Here is a 17,214-nt window from a genome sequence, read left to right as displayed (position 1 = left end):
AGCAAGCCTGACGTGCGTTCACGGTGCCGCCTGCTGCAGGCGCCCGCCAACCCGGACCATGCTGATCGTCTTGGCTTGCCCGTCACGGTCATCAGTTTCTACGAAAACGCCGCTTAGCGTCGCTTCGCCATTGGCCGGGGTGAACCGAGCCTTGGGCATCCCTGTGATGAAGCGGCGCATCGGCTCCTGCTTGTCCATTCCGATCACCGAGTCATAGTCGCCGCACATGCCCGCATCGGTCAGGTAAGCGGTGCCGCCGGGCAGGATCTGGGCATCGGCGGTCGGAACATGGGTATGGGTTCCCACGACAAGGCTGGCGCGTCCGTCGCAGTAGTGGCCCATGGCCATCTTCTCCGAAGTCGCCTCGCAATGCATGTCCACGATGATGGCCTGCGCCTGACCGCCCCGCGGGTGAGACTTCAGGATCGGTTCCACCGCCGAGAACGGATCGTCGAACGGCCGTTTCATGAACACCTGTCCCAGCACCTGAACCACCAACACCTTGCGTCCGCCCGGCGCGGTGAACAGCCGATGTCCGCGACCGGGAGCACCCTTGGCGAAATTCACAGGGCGCACGATCCGGGGTTCGCGTTCGATGAATTGCAGCATGTCTTTCTGGTCGAAAGCGTGGTCGCCCAACGTCAGACAATCTGCGCCTGACTCCAACAGCAGCTTGGCATGATCGCCGGTCAACCCCATGCCATTCGAAGCATTCTCGCCATTGACCACCACGAAATCCAGCCGCCACTCGTCGCGCAGACGGGGCAGATGCTGTTGAACGGCGGCGCGGCCCGCGCGCCCCATGACGTCACCCAGGAACAAGATTCTCATATCGCGGTCCTAGGCCCTGCAAACGGCAATAACAAGGCGGAACGATGCAATTCGCGGGCCGCATGCGGGTTGAATTCCGGTGGAAACCTGCAATTCTGGCGCAATCGGTTTTTTCACTCGGAGATTTCGATGAAACCCATAGTCCTGACCGCAGCTGTCTCTCTCGCTATCTCGGGCAGCTTTGCTCACGCGACGACCAAGACCACAATGGCAAATCCGGCCGCGACCTTCTGCATCGAAAACGGCGGCGAATATCAGATCCGCAAAAACACCGATGGATCGGAATACGGCGTGTGCATCCTTGAGGATGGAACCGAGGTTGATGCCTGGGACTATCTGCGGAGCCACTTTGAGAACTGACGCCTAAAACGTCAGGACCCTGGTCTCGGTAACGATCATGTCCAGCGGCTGGTCCGTCGGTTCCAGCGGCAAGGCTTCGGCCTCTTGCGCGTCGAAGGCGAAACCGATGGCCAATGTCGGGTGTTTGGCGCGCAGCCCTTCAAGCGTGCGGTCATAAAACCCGCCCCCATAGCCCAATCGCCCGCCTTGCGGATCGAATGCCACAAGGGGCACGATCAGGATTTCAGGGTCAAAGTAGTCGTCCGTCTCGGGCACCTTGGCGCCAAATGGACCATCTTTCAGCGGCCCTTCGGGTGTCCAGCGCGAAAACCGCAGAGGCCGTCCGGCGCCTTGGATGACCGGAACACCCACGGGACCATAGGCTGCGGCCTCGGCCATCGCGGGCAGAGGGTCGATTTCGGTGCGGATCGGCATGTAGCCAGTCAGCGGAACCCCACGAAATCCGGCCAGCACCTCGGACAGGCGGCCCGCGGCGGCCGGCGGCCCCGCGTCGAAGGCCGCTTTGCGCCGGGCAAAGGCAGCCTTGCGCGCTGCGGCCTTGATTTCAGTCAGATCGGTCACAGCAGCACCACGCTTGCAAGCCCTAGAAAGATGAAGAACCCCATTACATCCGTCGTCGTCGTAACGAAGGTTCCCGAGGCCAATGCCGGGTCTACACCCAGGCGATCCAGCACCACCGGTACTACCGTACCAGCGAACCCGGCGATGATCATGTTCACGACCAAGGCGGAACCGATCACGACACCCAGCAGCGGGGATTCAAACCACATCATCCCCACCGTCCCCAGAACGATGGCGAAACACAGCCCGTTCAACATGCCCACCAGCAATTCTCGGCGGATGACCCGTGCCACGTTCGAGCCCGTCAGGTCGCGGGTCGCCAACGCACGTACGGCAACGGTCAGAGACTGTGTTCCGGCGTTACCACCCATCGAGGCAACGATGGGCATCAGAATTGCCAGCGCCACGATCTGCTCGATTGCCGCCTCGAACTGTGAAATCACCAGCGAAGCACAAATGGCGGTGCACAGGTTGACCGCCAGCCAGGGCAAACGACGACGACTGGTTGCTGCAACACTGTCTGAAATCGAGCTGTCATCACTAACACCTGCCAGTCGCAGCATGTCTTCCTCGATCTCTTCATCCAGAACGGCCATTGCGTCGTCTATCGTGATTACCCCGACCAGCCGTTTGTCACTGTCCACCACCGGCGCGGAAATCAGGTGGTATTGGTTGAAAGCATAAGCAACGTCTTCTTCATCCTGATCGACCGGGATGATGTGAAACTCGTCCTCGGCGATGTCCAGCAACTTGGTATCGCGCCGTGCGGCCATCAACTTGCCCAACATGACCTGCGCCACCGGCTTCAGCCGCGGATCGACCAGCACAACGTGATAAAACTGCTCGGGCAGATCGTCCTGCGAGCGCATGTAGTCGATCGCCTGCCCCACCGTCCAATGATCGGGAGCCATGACCACTTCGCGCTGCATCAGTCGGCCTGCCGAGTTCTCGGGATAGGCCAGCGCCTGCAGTGCCGCGATCCGCTCCGAGGCCTCAAGGGCCTCCAGCACCGCTTCCTGCTGCGGCTCCTCCAGATCCTCCAGAAGGTCCACGACATCGTCGCTTTCCATCTCGCGGACGGCTTCGGCCAGAACGTCGGGTCGCAGAACTCCAATGACCTCTTCGCGGACGGATTCGTCCAGTTCAGACAGAATGTCCCCGTCGAATTCCCGGTCATACAGGCGGATCAGCCGCGCCCGGTCGTAGGGGTTGATCTGTTCCAGAAGGTCGGCAATGTCGGCCGCGTGCAGCGGCTCCATCAGCTCGATCAGCTTCTCGCGATCCTCGACATCGACGGCGTAAAGGATTGCGGCAACCGTTCGCCGGTCCAGCGCATAGACGTCATCATCGCGAGAGGGGTCGGTTCTGTTGTCTTCGGTGCCGGTCGTCATGCGCTGCCCCTTGTTCTGGGAATTGGCCCCTAAATAGAAGAAGCAGCTACCGGAAAACAATGACAATGGTGCGATTTACCCGCATCTTTCACATCCCTATGCTGCAAGCCGGATTCACCAAGGCGGAGATCACGGCGGATGGCGCAAAAGACGCTTCTGACAGGGCGCGTACTGAGTTTCGAACACTCCCCCTTCGAAACGCAACCGGATCAGGCGGTCCGGCTGCACGAAGCCGTTCTGATCGAGGGCGGGAAAATCCGGGAGTTGGGAAGTACCGCTGATTTGCAAACCGCCCACCCCGAGGCGGCCATTCATCACCATGGCGAAAACCTGATCCTGGCTGGTTTCATCGACCCCCATGTCCACTACCCCCAGACGGCGATGATCGCGAGTTGGGGCAAACGGCTGATTGATTGGCTGAACACCTACACTTTTCCAGAAGAGATGAAGTTCGGTGATGCAGACTACGCTGCCGAGATATCGAACCGATATCTTGACCTGACCGCCGCACACGGCACCACGACCATGTGCAGTTTCTGCACCATTCATCCCGAAAGCGTCGATGCCTTTTTCACGGCCGCCCAGCAGCGCGGTCAGCGTGTCGTGGCCGGGAAGACCTGCATGGACCGCAACGCGCCCGAAGGTCTTCGGGACACGGCCCAAACAGCCTATGACCAGTCGAAGGCTCTGATCGGAAAATGGCAAGGTGTCGACCGGATTTCCTATGCGATCACGCCGCGGTTTTCCCCGACCTCGACCCCCGAACAGCTTGAGGCGATGGGTGCGCTGTGGGCAGAACACCCAGATTGCCTCATGCAGACGCATCTCAGCGAGCAGACGGACGAAATCGAATGGGTTCGGTCGCTGTTCCCCGAGGCGCGCGACTACTTGGACACCTATGAAAAATTCGGACTGCTCGGCGCGAACGGCCTCTATGGTCACGTGATCCATCTGGAACCGCGCGAGCGAGACCGCCTGCGTGAGGTCGATGCCTCGCTGATCCATTGCCCCACCTCGAACACTTTCATCGGTTCGGGTCTGTTTGATATGCACGGGTTGATGCGGGATGGCCATCGTATCGGCCTGGCAACCGACACCGGCGGCGGGTCCAGCTTTTCCATGTTGCGGACCATGGCGGCCGCCTATGAAATCGGCCAATTGCGCGGACATCCGCTGCACCCGGCGCAACTACTGTGGCTGGGCACCGCAGGATCGGCCCGGTCGCTGCGGATGGACGACCGCATCGGCAATATCGCCCCTGGAATGGAGGCGGACCTGATCGTGCTCGACCTCGCCTCGACCCCCGCGATTGCCCAGCGAGAAGCCAATGCCGAGTCCCTTTGGGAGGCGGTGTTCCCGACAATCATGATGGGCGACGACCGCGCCATCGCCGATGTGTGGATCGGCGGACGGCGCGTTTCGACCTGAAGGCAGATCAGCCCTGCAAGGCGAGGGCCAACCTGTTCTGCCGTTCGATCGCGCGCGGCAGGTCAAATGTAGCAATGTTGCCGTCCCGGACGACCTGTCGCCCCTCGACAAACAGGTGTTTGACGTGCACCGGACCTGCCAGCAGCAGAGCAGCCGGGTCCCAACTGCCCGCGCACTCCACACCCCTTGTGTCCCAAACAGCGATATCCGCGCGTTTGCCCGGCATCAGGCGGCCGCAGTCCGGCCGGTTCAGCACGTCCGCCCCACCCCGCGTCGCAATTTCCAGAGCTTCGCGCGCGGACATGGCATCGGCACCGTTCGCCACGCGTTGCAGAAGCATCGCCTGCCGCGCCTCGGCCATCAGGTTGCCGCTGTCGTTGCTTGCGGAACCGTCAACGCCCAAGCCAACCCTGACCCCGTTGTCACGCATCGCGCGCACCGGCGCGATCCCCGAGCCCAGACGGCAATTCGAGCAGGGACAGTGCGCAACCCCGGTGCGTGACCGAGAGAACAGGTCGATCTCTGCCCCGTCCAGCTTCACGCAATGGGCGTGCCAGACATCGGGGCCGGTCCAGCCAAGTTCCTCGGCATACTGGCCGGGTCGACAGCCGAACTGGGATTCGGAATACAGGATATCCTCGTCGTTTTCCGCCAGATGGGTGTGCAGCATGACCCCTTTGTCCCGTGCCAGCAGTGCGGCGTCGCGCATCAGATCCCGACTGACCGAGAAGGGCGAACAGGGCGCAAGTCCAACCCTGCACATTGAGCCTTCGGACGGGTCATGGAACGCGTCGACCACTCGGATCATGTCATTCAGGATGTCGGCCTCGGCCTCGACCAAAGCATCGGGCGGCAGACCGCCGTTGCTTTCGCCGATGCTCATCGCGCCGCGGGTCGGATGGAACCGCAGCCCCACCTCCGCAGCGGCCGCGATCGTGTCATCCAAGCGTGACCCATTCGGATACAGATACAGATGGTCGGAACTGAGCGTGCAGCCCGACAAGGCCAACTCGGCCAGACCGATCTGAGCCGAAGTGAACATTTCGTCAGGACCGAACCGCGCCCAGATCGGATAGAGCGTCTGCAGCCAGCCAAACAGCAGCGCATCCTGGCCCGCGGGAACAGCTCGGGTCAGTGTCTGGTAGAGATGGTGGTGGGTATTGACCAATCCCGGCGTCACGACACAGCCGCCGAGGTCATGCACCTCTCCGTCGGTCGTCAAACCTTGGCCGATGCGGGCAATCTGCCCGTCACGGATCAGCAAATCGGCGCCGGCCAGTTCTTGCCGGTTGTCGTCCATGGTCAGGATCGCATCGGCGTTTCTAAGAAGGGTTTCGGGCATCTCGCACTCCTGCATCTGCCCGCCTCATGCCAGAAATGCGTGTGCCGGTGGAAAACGGGCGCAAGAACCGGCGCATAGACCCTAATCAATCGCGGCCGCAGCGGCAACCGTCGTCAGAAGTCGCGCAGAATCTCGAGGGCCGCGGCGTGGATCTCAGGGTTCGCAGCCGCCAGTGCCCGCCCCCCCTGATGTGCCGGCCCGCCCTGCCAGTCGGTCACGACGCCGCCGGCCGCCTTGATCACCGCGATCGGGGCCTGAATGTCATACGCGTTCAGTCCAGCCTCGATCACCAGGTCGACCTGCCCGGCCGCCAGCAGTGCGTATGCGTAGCAGTCCATGCCGTAGCGCGTCAGTTGCACCTGTCCAGCCACGGCGCGAAAGGCGTCTCCTTCGGCGGTCGTGCCAACTTCGGGGAATGTCGTGAACAGGATTGCGTCCCGCAAGGCATCCGTCCGACGGGTCGCCAAGCTGGTTCTGCCCAGAGGACCGGTCATGAACGCACCGTCTGCATGACCCACAAACCGTTCACCGATATAGGGTTGGTCAATCACCCCCATGATCGGCCCGCTATCGTCGCCTAGCGCGATCAGAACGCCCCATGTCGGTGTGCCGCTGACGAAACCGCGGGTGCCGTCGATCGGGTCCAACACCCAGGTTCGCCCCGATTTGCCTTCGACCGCACCGTACTCCTCGCCCAAGATGCCGTCGTCGGGGCGGAGCTCGGCCAGAACGGATCGCATGGCCTGCTCGGCTTCGCGATCGGCCACGGTCACAGGGTCATACCCGCCTTGCAGCTTGTTTGAGGTTTCAAGATTCGACTGGCGAAAATACGGCAAAATGGCCGCACGCGCCGCGTCGGCCATTTTCTCGGCAACTTCAAGGTCACTTGCAGAGGCTTTGGTCATGCGCCACTGGTGCGCTCAGCCCTGTGCGAAGTCAAGCCCCGGTCTCAGGCCACGTCGCTGAGAACGCGCGCAAGCTCAAACAGGCGCCGGCGCTGGTTTTCCGGGATCGCGTAGTAGGACCGAACCAGATCCAACGCTTCCTTGTCGCCCATCAGATCAGCGGGAACCGATTTCTTGCCCGAGTCTTCCTTTTGGGCGTCCTCCAGACCTTCAAAGAAAAAGCTGACCGGAACGTCCAGAGCTTCGGCAATGTCCCACAGGCGTGATGCGCTGATGCGGTTGGCCCCGGTTTCGTATTTCTGGATCTGCTGGAACTTGATACCGACCTGCTGTGCCAGCTGCTGCTGCGTCATGCCAATCAACCAGCGGCGATGCCGTACGCGCTTGCCCACATGGACATCGACGTGATGGGTCATTGGTATTCTCCTCTGTTACACACAACCGCCCGGGAAAACGCTAACTGAACCATGACCGCACACTAGCGAGACGCTTGTAAAGAACTCTCTAATACGGAACGTGCCCCCCGAAACAGCACTGACAAGCAATATTGCCGCTTTTTGGAAAATTTTCAAGATGGTTGAATCTGCGCGCCTGAAGGAAGGTTTACGGTTGTGCACGATTTGGCCTGTGCGACAAAGACGCCCCGGCCATTCCCTTCCGGAATGATTGACAAGTCAGGGGCGGCCCCGATCAATGGCACCAACATGGAGACTTGAGATGCTGGCCTACCAGATCCAGTCTGCCGGAGAGCAGGCCAAATTGCACGAGATACCCGTGCCCGCACCCGCCGAAGGCCAGATCCGCGTGGCCATTCGCGCCTGCGGGCTGAACTTTGCCGATCTTCTGATGCAGAAGGGCACGTACCAGGATACCCCAGCGGCCCCTTTCACATTGGGGCTTGAGGTTGCGGGGGTCGTAGACGCGGTCGGCGCAGGGGTCAGCCATCTGAAACCCGGAGACCGGGTCGCGGTATACTCAGGCCAGGGTGGATTGGCGCAATACGGGGTTTTTGACGCCGACCGAGCCGTACTCATCCCCCAGTCGTGCAGCTTTGAAGACGCGGCGGCCATCCAGATCGCCTACGGAACCAGCCATATGGCGCTGGACCATCGGGCGCGGCTGCAGACGGGCGAGACCCTCTTGGTGACCGGTGCCGCCGGCGGGGTCGGGCTGACGGCGGTCGAGATTGGCAAGCTTATGGGCGCGACGGTGATCGCACAGGCCCGGGGCGCCGATAAACTGGCGGTCGCCCGCGCGGCCGGGGCCGATCACCTGATCGACGCGGACGAAGATCTGCGCGAGCGCGTGCTGGCATTGGGCGGCGCAGACGTTGTCTATGACGCCATCGGTGGCGATGTATTCAAGGCTGCCTTCCGGGCGACCAATCCCGAAGGCCGCCTGCTGCCGATAGGTTTTGCCGGCGGCGAAGTCCCGCAGATACCGGCCAATCACTTGCTGGTGAAGAACCTGACCGTGATCGGGTTCTACATCGGTGGCTATCTGAGGTTCCGGCCCGAGGTCGTTCGCAACAGCTTTGAGACCCTCTTTGCCTGGCATGCCGAGGGACGCATCCGGCCCCATATCAGCCACACCCTGCCGTTGTCCGAAGTGGCGCAGGGCATGGCTCTGCTGAAGGCACGGAAGTCGACCGGGAAAGTCGTCATCACGATCTGACCGGATCAGCCCACAACGGCGCGCAGCGGTGTACCGCCAAGCATGTGGAAGTTCTGCCGCACCAGCGCGGCGAGGGCCTCAACCACTTCGCCGCGCCCCTGATCGCCTCCGTAAAGGTTGATCATATGCGCCGGCAATTCGGGCAGAACCCCACCTGAATCGATCTTCTCCAGATGTGCGGCCTCGGTGCCCTCCAGCATGGCGTGAACGGCGAGGTCCGCGCTGACGGTTGCCTCGATCGTGCGGTCGTTCTCGGTTTCGACCGACAGCTCCCATGGAATGCCTGCTGCATCCAAGGCGGCAATGACCTGAGGCCGGAAGAGGCAGCGCCGACCCAGCGCCAGAGGAAGCGGCCGGCGCCGCCAAGCCGAGCCTCCGGACGCGCCGATCCAGCGCAGGGGTAGCTCTGCAATGGTTTCCCCGCCATCCGAGTTCGCAGCCTCAGTCGTCAGAATCACATCGCATTCGCCACGCCGAAACATCTCTTTCAACTGGATGGAATAAGACGAAACCAACTGCACGCGCACGCGCGGGAAGTCGGCATTGAACCGCTGCAAAACCCGTGGAATAGCCGGGTAGACGATATCGTGCGGCACCCCGAGCACCACCTCGCCTTCAAAGGCCTGATCGGTCAGCTTCGAGATGACTTCGTCATTCAACGCCACCATTCGCCGGGCATATGCCAACAGCTGTTCGCCAGAGGCCGTCAACGCGATGGTGCGCCCAGACCGGTCCAGCAATTCCAGGCCCAACAGCTCTTCCAGACGCTTCAGTTGCATGGACACAGCCGACTGAGTCAGATGCAGGAAACCCGCGGCGCGCGTTACGCCCCCGTGGTCCGCGACCGCCACGAATGAGCGCAGGGTGGTGATATCCAAGTTCCGCATCATCAACAATCCTTATGGATGAATTCAAAAACATTCATTTTTAAAATATGCCACAACCCGCCATATAGTTCAAGGAAGTTGATGCGAAAACAGCTTTGCATCAACGACTGATGAAAGGACATAAGTAATGACCCAAATTGCAGCACACCGACCCTGTGCCTCGGCATCGATCAGAACGGGCAATTGGTTTCAGCGTATGCTTGCGGCCGCTCATCAACGGCGGGAGCTGGCCCGGCTGGATGACCGCGCCCTGCAAGACATCGGGATCACCCGATCAGAGGCCCTGACCGAAGCATCCCGCCCGTTCTGGGACGCGCCCGAAACCTGGCGCAAGCGGCCCTGAATGCGCAGCCTGCAACGGATTTCAGCGCCACCTTCCAAAGCGGCGCTGAAATTGTTGACCATATTGCTGAGTTTTGGCCCCAAAACCCTTGAAACATGCGCTACACTCTCCGATATTTGCAGGGAAATCGCCCCGCAACCGGGGGCTGAAAGCTGAATTCAAGGGAGACCTCTATGGCACAATTCGATACGATCCGGACGGCGACTGGCGCGCGCGCTGCCGAGATTGACGAGGGCCTGCGCGCCCACATGAACAAGGTCTACGGCACGATGTCCGTGGGCATGCTGATCACCTTTGCGGTTGCATGGGCCGTCGGCACCAGCCCGCAGCTGCTGTCGGTATTCCGCGATCCGGTGACCCTCAGCCCGAACATCCTGGGCTGGATCGTCATGTTCGCCCCGCTGATCATGGTGTTTGCCTTCGGCGCGGCCATCAACCGCCTCAGCGCAGCTGGCGCCCAACTGTTCTTCTACGCCTTCGCGGCGGTGATGGGCCTGTCGCTCAGCTGGATCTTCGTGGCCTTCACCGGCATTTCGATCGCCCAAGTCTTTCTGGTGACCTCCATCGCCTTCGCCGGTCTGTCGCTGTACGGTTACGTCACCAAGAAGGACCTGTCCGGTATGGGCACGTTCCTGATGATGGGTGTGATCGGCCTGATCGTGGCCATGGTCATCAACCTGTTCCTGCAATCGCCGGCCATCATGTTCGCCGTCTCGATCCTGGGCGTTCTGATCTTTGCGGGCCTCACCGCCTATGACACCCAGAAGATCAAGACCACCTACATCCAGATGGCCCATGCGGGCGATCAGGAGTGGCTGGGCAAAGCCGCCATCATGGGTGCGCTGAACCTGTACCTGGACTTTATCAACATGTTCATGTTCCTGCTGCAGCTGCTCGGCAATCGCGAGTAAGACTGCCGGAACACCAAATCAAAGGGCGGGCCCGAAAGGCCCGCCCTTTTTTGTTCCGGCGTCAGCAAAGCCAGCCCAAAGAAAAAGGCCCCAGCCAAATGGCAAGGGCCTTACATCATTGTAATCGCAACGGATCCGATCAGCTGCAGTTCAGCGGAACCGCGAAACCCGAGCTGCGCGACGACCCGCCCTTGCGGTATACGTCGCCCGCAGGCAGACAGCCGGTAAAGCGCTCGGTCTGGCTGCCGAACGCGGCCCCAACCGAGTTGTCCACCTTGGTGCTGTTGTTTTCGGTGCGCAACACGCCGAACAGGGTTCCGTTCACGCTCACCGTGCTCAGGAACATGGTGCTGCTGCTGCCGGTCAACTGTACGGCCGTGGTGTCGGACCGTCCGCCATTGTCGATGGCAACGCCCGCGACCTTGTCGAATTCTGTCTTGTCAGTGCTGGCCTGAATGGTCGGCAATTCAGCCAACTCAGCCGGGACGTTCGTCGCAGGCGGAACAAAGGCAACGGCGCCTTTGACGTCCGAAACGGTTCTTGGTTCGCCATCAATGCCGGTGAACCCGACGCCTTGGCGGTTGAACGGGTCCTCACAGGCCGAAAGTGTCAGAATGGCGATTGCGGGCAACAAGATTTTTTTCATGGCGCTCAACATTTTGTGGCGGTTTGCTGAACCGTACTGGCAGGCGGGGCAAAAAAGCAAGCCAACACCAATCAGAATACCTGCCGGCCTGATGCGCCTCTGCAACGGCCCGAAACGGCCGGATCGGGCGGCGTCAGGACTACACGAGCCGGTCAAAACAACGAAAAAGGGTCCTGCCGAAGCAGAACCCCCTAAGCTTTCGCGTCGAAAAAAGGCAGATTACTTGATCTTGCCTTCCTTGTACTCGACATGCTTCCGAACGACCGGGTCGTACTTACGAACGGTCATTTTCTCGGTCATGGTGCGAGCGTTCTTTTTGGTCACGTAGAAGTGGCCCGTGCCCGCGGTCGAGTTCAGACGGATCTTGATTGTCGTCGGCTTCGCCATGGTTATCTCCTGCGTCCGGAAAGGCAGGGGCCTTTCGGTTGAATTCCTATGAGCGTGCGCTTTTACCCGGTCGCGCGCCCGAGTCAACCGGAATCGGCGGTGTTTCAACACAAATCACAGTATCCGACACACAGTGGATCAGCGCCCGGTTTGGACGGATCACGGTTTCGTGATATGATCGCGTCACAGCATCCCAGAACGCCGCGGTCCAAGGTTGTGCGGCGTGAGGCAGCGAAACCGGGCAAGACCCTCTGTCGGCAGAGTTTTCTTGCACGTCTGCTTGGGGGAAATCATGACAGAATGGAAACTTCAGGGCGAGACGCTGGCCAATTGCAACTGTGATTTCGGTTGCCCCTGCCAGTTCAGCAGCCTGCCCAGTCACGGGAATTGCGAGGCCGTGGTCGTCTTTGACATCACAAGCGGCCACTACGGGGACACGGATCTTTCCGGCCTGCGGGCTGCGGGTGTCTACCACTGGCCAGGCCCGATTCACGAGGGCAACGGGCAGATGCAACTGATCATCGACGAACGGGCGAACGCCGATCAGCGGGCCGCCCTGCAGGCCATCATGTCCGGTGAGGACACCGATGAAATGGCCACCATGTGGTATGTCTACAGCGCCATGGCGCCGACCAAGCATGAGACACTGTTTGCTGAAATCGACGTGAACTGGAGCCGCGAAGACCGGACCGGCTACGCGAAGGTCAAGAACGTGTTCGATGTGGACGTCAAGCCGATCGCCCATATCGTCTCGGGCCAACCGCATCGCGCGTCCATCCAGTTGCCACATGGCTTCGAATACCGCCACGCCGAGGTCGCCTCGGGAACGGCCAGGACAAGCGGTTCAGCCATAGACCTGACCTTCGAGTCCTCACATGCCCATCTGGCGCATTTAAATATCTCAGGTCATGGCGTTGTCGGGCCATAGTGCAGACGCGTCCGAACAGGCCCGCCCTGCCCGAACGATCAGCCTCGAGCGAGTACTGCGAAAAGAACGTCTGATCGTCGCTGGAAGTGTCCTTCTGATCGTTTCAGGTGCGGTCTGGTACACGGTCGCCGGTGTCGGGATGCAGATGTCGGCCGTCGAGATGACTCGGATGGCCGGTCCAATTGGCCAGCCCATGTTGATGGGGGCCGGTGCCGTCTGGACGCTTTGGTACGCCGCATTGGTCTTTGCCATGTGGTGGGTGATGATGGTCGCAATGATGACGCCCAGCGCGGCCCCGACTGCCCTATTGTTTGTGGCGTTGAAACGGGTTGGACCCGACAGGCAGCGCAGCGCCAGCTTCGGATTGGCCTTTCTGTCGGGGTATCTTTTTGCCTGGGCCGTGTTCAGCCTTGGGGCAACCGGACTGCAATGGGGCCTGCAACAGATCGGAGCGATGGATGGCCCGATGATGACCATCCGGTCCGGAATCCTGGCGGGCATCGTTCTCTGTGCTGCCGGGATGTATCAGTTCAGCGGGTTGAAATCCGCGTGCCTCCGCCATTGTCAGAGCCCGGCTGCCTTTCTGACCCGCCACAACCGGCCCGGGCATTGGGGTGCGTTTCGATGCGGCGCCCTGCACGGAGCCTACTGCTTGGGCTGCTGCTGGGCCTTGATGGCGCTGCTGTTCGTCGGCGGCATCATGAACCTTTGGTGGATCGTCGCAATCGCCGTCTACGTCGCTTTGGAGAAGCTGTTGCCCCGGGCGGGATGGCTGACGCCGGTCGTTGGTGTCGTTTTGATCGGATTGGGAGCCTGGGTGTCGATCACCGCATTGGTTTGATGCGGCAAGCCTGTCTTCCGGGCCAAGGAGCCGGCCAATTGGAGCGCTCTGCACATTTCGTTCACGAGGAGATCGTCATGCCTGTCTTCATCACCTATGCCTCTTATTCCAACGCCGGTGTCAAAGGGATGCTGAAGAAACCGGAAAACCGCACCGGGCCGGTGGCGGCGCTGCTGGAGAAGGTTGGCGGCAAACTGCTGGCGTTCTACGTGACGACCGGAAGCAATGACGTGGTGGTCATCAGCGAAGCTCCGGACGGAACGGATGCCGTGGCCGTTGGTATGGCCGTTGCGGCTTCGGGGGCGGTTTCGCGGGTCGAGACGGTTCGGGCCTGGTCGGCCGACGAATTTGTTGCCATCACCGAGAAAGCCGCGAAACTGGTCGCGGCCTACACGCCGCCCGGAGGATGAAGAAAATACGCGCGGAGGGCCTGTAAGCCGGATCCTGTTCCGGGGTTGCCCCCTTCGATGACCATTCCTCTAGGCCGAGCATTGCTGCGCGGCTCGAGCTGCCAACCCGGTCCCTCTCGGCCAAGGCGAGCCTAGCGGCGGTATCGGCTGACGCCGACCGGCCCGCGCGGGGACCCTATTCGGCATTGCTCCCGGTGGGGCTTGCCGTGCCGCCGCTGTTGCCAGCGGCGCGGTGGGCTCTTACTCCACCGTTTCACCCTTGCCATGATGTGCCGGAGGCGAACCTCCGATCCGTCATGGCGGTCTGTTTTCTGTGGCGCTTTCCGTCGGGTTTCCCCGCCCGGGCGTTACCCGGCACCGTTGCCTTGTGGAGTCCGGACTTTCCTCTCGGGCCTGAGCCCCAGCGGCCATCCGGCCCTCCGCGCGGTTGTCGGGTTAAACGTCCACCCGAATACCGTCAAGGTGTTCCATCAAACCAGCCAGTCGTTCGATGTCGCCCATATCCTTCTTGGACAGGGGCCCGCGCCGCCACGGGGCAAACCGGCTTCGAAACGCTTTCAGCAGATCCGCGGCAGGGGCTTTGGGGTACCCGGCCCTCTTGGCAACCAATGCAAAGTATTGGTCGTCTGGCGGCAATTCATCAAGGCATATACCCCTCAGAACGGCCGGCCCTGCTGCCATTTTTTGTTGCGCGAGACGATCCCAATCAAACTTGGGACCGGGATCAAGCTTTCGCTCGGGGGCCATGTCCGAATGGGCGATAACGTTCCAGGGCTTGATCTCCAACCGCTCTTGCAAATGTGAAAGCAGGTTTTCCAATACCGCCATCTGCGGTTCGGAGAAAGGATGATCGCCGCGATTGTCGAGTTCGATCCCGATGGAGCGGGAATTGATGTCGCTGAACCCCCGCCACGCACCTGCACCGGCGTGCCAGGCGCGATCTTCCTCACGGACCATCTGCCAGAGCGTTCCGTCGCAGCCGATCAGATAGTGGGCTGATACCTCGGCGTCCGGGTCGCACAAACGCTCGAGCGCGGCTTGAGCGCTGTTCATCGCGGTGTAGTGAAGCACCACCAGCGACGGCTTCAACCCATCCCGGCGGGGGCCGAAATTGGGGGATGGGTGCCAGATCGGCGAGAGTTCAGTTGCCGACGGCACTGCGGAACGGGCTGGGGTCCCAGCCGCAGGCAAATCCGTCGCCATCCGGGTCCAGGCCCTTGCGGTCGCGCTGGGGGCCACCATTGGCCAGGAAATCGATCTGGGCCTGGTCGGGCGATGCGTAGCCTGCGCAGTTGCGTTGTGCCTTGGCCTGCAAATTGAACCCGGCTCGGCTGTAGAGCTGTGTGCCAACTGGATTGGTCGTGGTCAGAGCATATTGGACGATATTGGGCTGCCCGTCCGACCCGCGCTGAGGTACCGCCGTCGGCGCGACAACCTCGTATGTCTGACGGTTCTGCTGAATCAGCGCGGCATCATCCTGGATGCTACGGCTGCTCGAAACCGCCGCGAAATCCTGCTCGTTCGAAATGCCGTTTGAGCTTACGGCGACCGGTGCAGTCGGCTGAGCCGATGTGCTCGCCAATGCCGCCGCGGTCTGGTTGGCAATGTCCGTGGCGCTGTCGCCCGTCGTGAAGGGGGCAGGACCGGCTTCGGCATTCAACTGCTCCTGCGAAATGGCCGGGGGCGGCAGCAGCGGGTTGCCTGCTGCGCCCTGCCCGGCCAGCTGCGCCTCGCGTTCGGCCTGATACTGCGGCGTATTGAAGCCGGAGTCCGTGACTGGTGCCACGGTATCGCAAGCCGCGACGAACCCGAAGGCCGGAATGAGAAGCATTTTGCGCATGGAACTGCTCCGTCCTCGCGTTGTTACCGCTGCCTGAGGGTTACCACCATTTGCCCGGCTTGGCCACAAACCCGGCGGCATTCTCAAGCGCGTAGGCGGTATTCAGAAGGTCACCTTCTTCCCACGGACGACCGATCAGCTGCAGCCCCAGCGGCAAGCCCTGCCCGTCAAGACCGGCGGGAACCGAGATACCCGGAAGACCCGCGAGGTTGACGGTCACGGTGAACACGTCGTTCAGATACATCTGCACCGGGTCAGCCTCGGTCATTTCGCCCAGACCGAACGCCGCCGAAGGTGTCGCCGGTGTCAGGATCGCATCGACGCCTGCGGCAAAGACATCCTCGAAGTCTTTCTTGATCAGGGTCCGCACCTTGCGCGCGCGGTTGTAATAGGCGTCATAGAAACCGGCCGACAGAACGTATGTGCCGACCATGACGCGGCGCTGCACCTCGTGGCCAAAACCTTCGGCGCGGGTCTTTTCATACATCTCGGTGATGCCGTCGCCCTGCGCCAGCTGCGCACGGCGGCCATAGCGCACGCCGTCATAGCGCGCCAGGTTCGACGACGCCTCGGCCGGCGCGATCACGTAATAGGCGGGCAGCGCGTATTTGGTGTGCGGCAGCGAGATGTCGACGATCTCGGCCCCCGCATCACGCAGCATTTCGGCCCCATCGGCCCAGAGCTTTTCGATCTCGGCGGGCATGCCATCCATCCGGTATTCCTTTGGAATGCCGATTTTCTTGCCCTCGATGTCTCCGGTCAGCATGGCCTCAAAATTCGGAACAGCCAATTCTGCGCTGGTCGAGTCCTTCGGGTCGTGCCCGCACATCGCCTCAAGCATGATGGCCGCATCGCGCACGTTCTTGGTCATCGGCCCGGCCTGATCCAGCGAGGACGCAAAGGCCACGATGCCCCAGCGCGAGCAACGGCCATAGGTCGGCTTGATGCCGGTGATTCCGGTAAAGGCGGCGGGCTGACGGATCGAGCCACCGGTGTCGGTTCCGGTCGCTGCCAGGCACAGATCGGCTGCGACGGCAGACGCCGAACCACCCGAGGAACCGCCCGGGGTCAGCTGCGCATCATCATTGCCGCGCCGCCAAGGGTTCACCGCATTGCCATAGACCGAGGTTTCGTTGGACGAACCCATGGCGAACTCGTCCATGTTCAGCTTGCCCAGCATCACCGCGCCCGCATCGGCCAGTTGCTGCGAGACGGTGGATTCGTATTCGGGCTTGAACCCGTCCAGAATCTTGGACGCAGCCTGCGAGGGCACGCCCTTGGTGCAGAACAGATCCTTGATGCCGATCGGCAGGCCACACATGGCAGGCGCGTCGCCTGCCTTGATGCGTTCGTCTGCGGCCTTCGCACGCTCCAGCGCGATTTCCGGGGTCTTGTGCACGAAGGCATTGAGCGCATCGGCTGCGTCGATCGCCTTCAGGCAGGCCTCGGTCAGCTCGACCGAGGTCACATCTCCGTTGCGCAGGGCGTCGCGGGCCTCGGCAAGGCTCAGTTTGTTCAGATCGGACATG

The 17,214-nt window shown here is 61.5% G+C and carries 20 protein-coding genes and 1 other RNA gene; 8 read left to right on the top strand and 13 right to left on the bottom strand.

What is annotated here, in order from left to right; all coding sequences use genetic code 11:
* Window positions 1-18: 18 nt before the first annotated feature.
* Entirely contained in the window at window positions 19-831 is an 813-nt protein-coding gene (locus ACR0DA_RS01925) for a TIGR00282 family metallophosphoesterase (RefSeq protein ID WP_170357221.1), read from the bottom strand.
* A gap of 129 nt (window positions 832-960) precedes the next feature.
* Here ACR0DA_RS01925 and ACR0DA_RS01920 point away from each other — a divergent pair, with 129 nt between their 5' ends.
* On the top strand, window positions 961-1,191 hold the full coding sequence (locus ACR0DA_RS01920; protein ID WP_480752770.1) for a putative hemolysin: 231 nt from the start codon (window positions 961-963) through the stop codon (window positions 1,189-1,191).
* 3 nt (window positions 1,192-1,194) lie between these two features.
* On the opposite strand, the gene ACR0DA_RS01915 is transcribed toward ACR0DA_RS01920, so the two are convergent.
* Both ACR0DA_RS01915 and mgtE read right to left on the bottom strand, forming a co-directional pair.
* Window positions 1,195-1,752, bottom strand: a complete 558-nt coding sequence (locus tag ACR0DA_RS01915) for a 5-formyltetrahydrofolate cyclo-ligase (protein ID WP_480642348.1) — start codon at window positions 1,750-1,752, stop codon at window positions 1,195-1,197.
* Window positions 1,749-3,143, bottom strand: coding sequence for a magnesium transporter (mgtE, locus tag ACR0DA_RS01910; protein ID WP_475143142.1), 1,395 nt, complete (start codon window positions 3,141-3,143; stop codon window positions 1,749-1,751). The genes ACR0DA_RS01915 and mgtE overlap by 4 nt, the downstream gene beginning before the upstream one ends.
* Before the next feature lie 138 nt (window positions 3,144-3,281).
* Here mgtE and guaD point away from each other — a divergent pair, with 138 nt between their 5' ends.
* On the top strand, window positions 3,282-4,571 hold the full coding sequence (gene guaD / locus ACR0DA_RS01905; RefSeq protein ID WP_170357217.1) for a guanine deaminase: 1,290 nt from the start codon (window positions 3,282-3,284) through the stop codon (window positions 4,569-4,571).
* Between the two features lie 7 nt (window positions 4,572-4,578).
* On the opposite strand, the gene ACR0DA_RS01900 is transcribed toward guaD, so the two are convergent.
* The 3 genes from ACR0DA_RS01900 to ACR0DA_RS01890 form a co-directional block, all read right to left on the bottom strand.
* Window positions 4,579-5,913 carry an 8-oxoguanine deaminase gene (locus ACR0DA_RS01900; RefSeq protein WP_170369506.1) on the bottom strand — a complete coding sequence of 445 codons (1,335 nt, stop codon included), beginning with the start codon at window positions 5,911-5,913 and terminating at the stop codon, window positions 4,579-4,581.
* Window positions 5,914-6,026: 113 nt separating this feature from the next.
* Window positions 6,027-6,818, bottom strand: a complete 792-nt coding sequence (gene hisN, locus ACR0DA_RS01895; protein WP_170434559.1) for a histidinol-phosphatase — start codon at window positions 6,816-6,818, stop codon at window positions 6,027-6,029.
* A 44-nt stretch (window positions 6,819-6,862) separates the two neighbouring features.
* Window positions 6,863-7,234 carry a helix-turn-helix domain-containing protein gene (locus tag ACR0DA_RS01890; protein ID WP_093964756.1) on the bottom strand — a complete coding sequence of 124 codons (372 nt, stop codon included), beginning with the start codon at window positions 7,232-7,234 and terminating at the stop codon, window positions 6,863-6,865.
* A gap of 301 nt (window positions 7,235-7,535) precedes the next feature.
* Between ACR0DA_RS01890 and ACR0DA_RS01885 the strand changes: the two genes are divergently transcribed.
* Entirely contained in the window at window positions 7,536-8,492 is a 957-nt protein-coding gene (locus ACR0DA_RS01885; RefSeq protein ID WP_170357214.1) for an NADPH:quinone oxidoreductase family protein, read from the top strand.
* Window positions 8,493-8,497: 5 nt separating this feature from the next.
* Here the strand turns inward: ACR0DA_RS01885 and ACR0DA_RS01880 are convergent, their stop codons facing one another.
* Window positions 8,498-9,379, bottom strand: a complete 882-nt coding sequence (locus tag ACR0DA_RS01880) for a LysR family transcriptional regulator (protein WP_093965049.1) — start codon at window positions 9,377-9,379, stop codon at window positions 8,498-8,500.
* 127 nt (window positions 9,380-9,506) lie between these two features.
* On the opposite strand from ACR0DA_RS01880, the gene ACR0DA_RS01875 reads away from it, so the two are divergent.
* Both ACR0DA_RS01875 and ACR0DA_RS01870 read left to right on the top strand, forming a co-directional pair.
* Window positions 9,507-9,722 carry a DUF1127 domain-containing protein gene (locus ACR0DA_RS01875; RefSeq protein ID WP_170340757.1) on the top strand — a complete coding sequence of 72 codons (216 nt, stop codon included), beginning with the start codon at window positions 9,507-9,509 and terminating at the stop codon, window positions 9,720-9,722.
* Between the two features lie 173 nt (window positions 9,723-9,895).
* Window positions 9,896-10,633 carry a Bax inhibitor-1/YccA family protein gene (locus tag ACR0DA_RS01870; protein ID WP_170340154.1) on the top strand — a complete coding sequence of 246 codons (738 nt, stop codon included), beginning with the start codon at window positions 9,896-9,898 and terminating at the stop codon, window positions 10,631-10,633.
* A 139-nt stretch (window positions 10,634-10,772) separates the two neighbouring features.
* Here the strand turns inward: ACR0DA_RS01870 and ACR0DA_RS01865 are convergent, their stop codons facing one another.
* Entirely contained in the window at window positions 10,773-11,279 is a 507-nt protein-coding gene (locus ACR0DA_RS01865; RefSeq protein ID WP_170340151.1) for a lipoprotein, read from the bottom strand.
* A gap of 219 nt (window positions 11,280-11,498) precedes the next feature.
* Entirely contained in the window at window positions 11,499-11,666 is a 168-nt protein-coding gene (gene rpmG, locus ACR0DA_RS01860) for a 50S ribosomal protein L33 (protein ID WP_007799108.1), read from the bottom strand.
* 292 nt (window positions 11,667-11,958) lie between these two features.
* Between rpmG and ACR0DA_RS01855 the strand changes: the two genes are divergently transcribed.
* The 3 genes from ACR0DA_RS01855 (at window position 11,959) to ACR0DA_RS01845 (ending at window position 13,845) form a co-directional block, all read left to right on the top strand.
* On the top strand, window positions 11,959-12,594 hold the full coding sequence (locus ACR0DA_RS01855) for a DUF1326 domain-containing protein (protein ID WP_480752768.1): 636 nt from the start codon (window positions 11,959-11,961) through the stop codon (window positions 12,592-12,594).
* A complete protein-coding gene (locus ACR0DA_RS01850) occupies window positions 12,581-13,435 on the top strand; it encodes a DUF2182 domain-containing protein (RefSeq protein WP_480752767.1) in 855 nt (284 codons plus the stop codon). The genes ACR0DA_RS01855 and ACR0DA_RS01850 overlap by 14 nt, the downstream gene beginning before the upstream one ends.
* A gap of 77 nt (window positions 13,436-13,512) precedes the next feature.
* Entirely contained in the window at window positions 13,513-13,845 is a 333-nt protein-coding gene (locus ACR0DA_RS01845) for a GYD domain-containing protein (RefSeq protein WP_170340147.1), read from the top strand.
* A 7-nt stretch (window positions 13,846-13,852) separates the two neighbouring features.
* On the opposite strand, the gene rnpB is transcribed toward ACR0DA_RS01845, so the two are convergent.
* The 4 genes from rnpB to gatA all read right to left on the bottom strand — a co-directional run bounded on the left by rnpB (window position 13,853) and on the right by gatA (window position 17,213).
* An RNA gene (rnpB, locus tag ACR0DA_RS01840) (RNase P RNA component class A) lies at window positions 13,853-14,268 on the bottom strand.
* A gap of 12 nt (window positions 14,269-14,280) precedes the next feature.
* Window positions 14,281-15,048, bottom strand: coding sequence for an N-acetylmuramoyl-L-alanine amidase (locus ACR0DA_RS01835; protein ID WP_480752766.1), 768 nt, complete (start codon window positions 15,046-15,048; stop codon window positions 14,281-14,283).
* The gene (locus ACR0DA_RS01830) at window positions 14,987-15,685 is read right to left on the bottom strand and encodes a hypothetical protein (RefSeq protein ID WP_093964748.1); all 699 of its coding nucleotides are present in this window, start codon (window positions 15,683-15,685) and stop codon (window positions 14,987-14,989) included. Before ACR0DA_RS01830 ends, ACR0DA_RS01835 begins: the two co-directional genes overlap by 62 nt.
* 40 nt (window positions 15,686-15,725) lie before the next feature.
* Window positions 15,726-17,213 carry an Asp-tRNA(Asn)/Glu-tRNA(Gln) amidotransferase subunit GatA gene (gene gatA, locus ACR0DA_RS01825; protein ID WP_480752765.1) on the bottom strand — a complete coding sequence of 496 codons (1,488 nt, stop codon included), beginning with the start codon at window positions 17,211-17,213 and terminating at the stop codon, window positions 15,726-15,728.
* Window position 17,214 lies beyond the last annotated feature (1 nt).

This window comes from Ruegeria sp. CI8 (genome assembly GCF_056536865.1).
This window is presented reverse-complemented; position numbering and strand designations above follow the sequence as displayed.

What these genes read in the sequence shown, in the direction of transcription:
- ACR0DA_RS01925 (WP_170357221.1), bottom strand. Translation starts at nt 831, where the DNA reads ATGAGAATCTTGTTCCTGGGTGACGTCATGGGGCGCGCGGGCCGCGCC.
- ACR0DA_RS01920 (WP_480752770.1), top strand. Translation starts at nt 961, where the DNA reads ATGAAACCCATAGTCCTGACCGCAGCTGTCTCTCTCGCTATCTCGGGC.
- mgtE (WP_475143142.1), bottom strand. Translation starts at nt 3,143, where the DNA reads ATGACGACCGGCACCGAAGACAACAGAACCGACCCCTCTCGCGATGAT.
- guaD (WP_170357217.1), top strand. Translation starts at nt 3,282, where the DNA reads ATGGCGCAAAAGACGCTTCTGACAGGGCGCGTACTGAGTTTCGAACAC.
- ACR0DA_RS01900 (WP_170369506.1), bottom strand. Translation starts at nt 5,913, where the DNA reads ATGCCCGAAACCCTTCTTAGAAACGCCGATGCGATCCTGACCATGGAC.
- hisN (WP_170434559.1), bottom strand. Translation starts at nt 6,818, where the DNA reads ATGACCAAAGCCTCTGCAAGTGACCTTGAAGTTGCCGAGAAAATGGCC.
- ACR0DA_RS01890 (WP_093964756.1), bottom strand. Translation starts at nt 7,234, where the DNA reads ATGACCCATCACGTCGATGTCCATGTGGGCAAGCGCGTACGGCATCGC.
- ACR0DA_RS01885 (WP_170357214.1), top strand. Translation starts at nt 7,536, where the DNA reads ATGCTGGCCTACCAGATCCAGTCTGCCGGAGAGCAGGCCAAATTGCAC.
- ACR0DA_RS01880 (WP_093965049.1), bottom strand. Translation starts at nt 9,379, where the DNA reads ATGCGGAACTTGGATATCACCACCCTGCGCTCATTCGTGGCGGTCGCG.
- ACR0DA_RS01875 (WP_170340757.1), top strand. Translation starts at nt 9,507, where the DNA reads ATGACCCAAATTGCAGCACACCGACCCTGTGCCTCGGCATCGATCAGA.
- ACR0DA_RS01870 (WP_170340154.1), top strand. Translation starts at nt 9,896, where the DNA reads ATGGCACAATTCGATACGATCCGGACGGCGACTGGCGCGCGCGCTGCC.
- ACR0DA_RS01865 (WP_170340151.1), bottom strand. Translation starts at nt 11,279, where the DNA reads ATGAAAAAAATCTTGTTGCCCGCAATCGCCATTCTGACACTTTCGGCC.
- rpmG (WP_007799108.1), bottom strand. Translation starts at nt 11,666, where the DNA reads ATGGCGAAGCCGACGACAATCAAGATCCGTCTGAACTCGACCGCGGGC.
- ACR0DA_RS01855 (WP_480752768.1), top strand. Translation starts at nt 11,959, where the DNA reads ATGACAGAATGGAAACTTCAGGGCGAGACGCTGGCCAATTGCAACTGT.
- ACR0DA_RS01845 (WP_170340147.1), top strand. Translation starts at nt 13,513, where the DNA reads ATGCCTGTCTTCATCACCTATGCCTCTTATTCCAACGCCGGTGTCAAA.
- ACR0DA_RS01835 (WP_480752766.1), bottom strand. Translation starts at nt 15,048, where the DNA reads ATGGCGACGGATTTGCCTGCGGCTGGGACCCCAGCCCGTTCCGCAGTG.
- ACR0DA_RS01830 (WP_093964748.1), bottom strand. Translation starts at nt 15,685, where the DNA reads ATGCGCAAAATGCTTCTCATTCCGGCCTTCGGGTTCGTCGCGGCTTGC.
- gatA (WP_480752765.1), bottom strand. Translation starts at nt 17,213, where the DNA reads ATGTCCGATCTGAACAAACTGAGCCTTGCCGAGGCCCGCGACGCCCTG.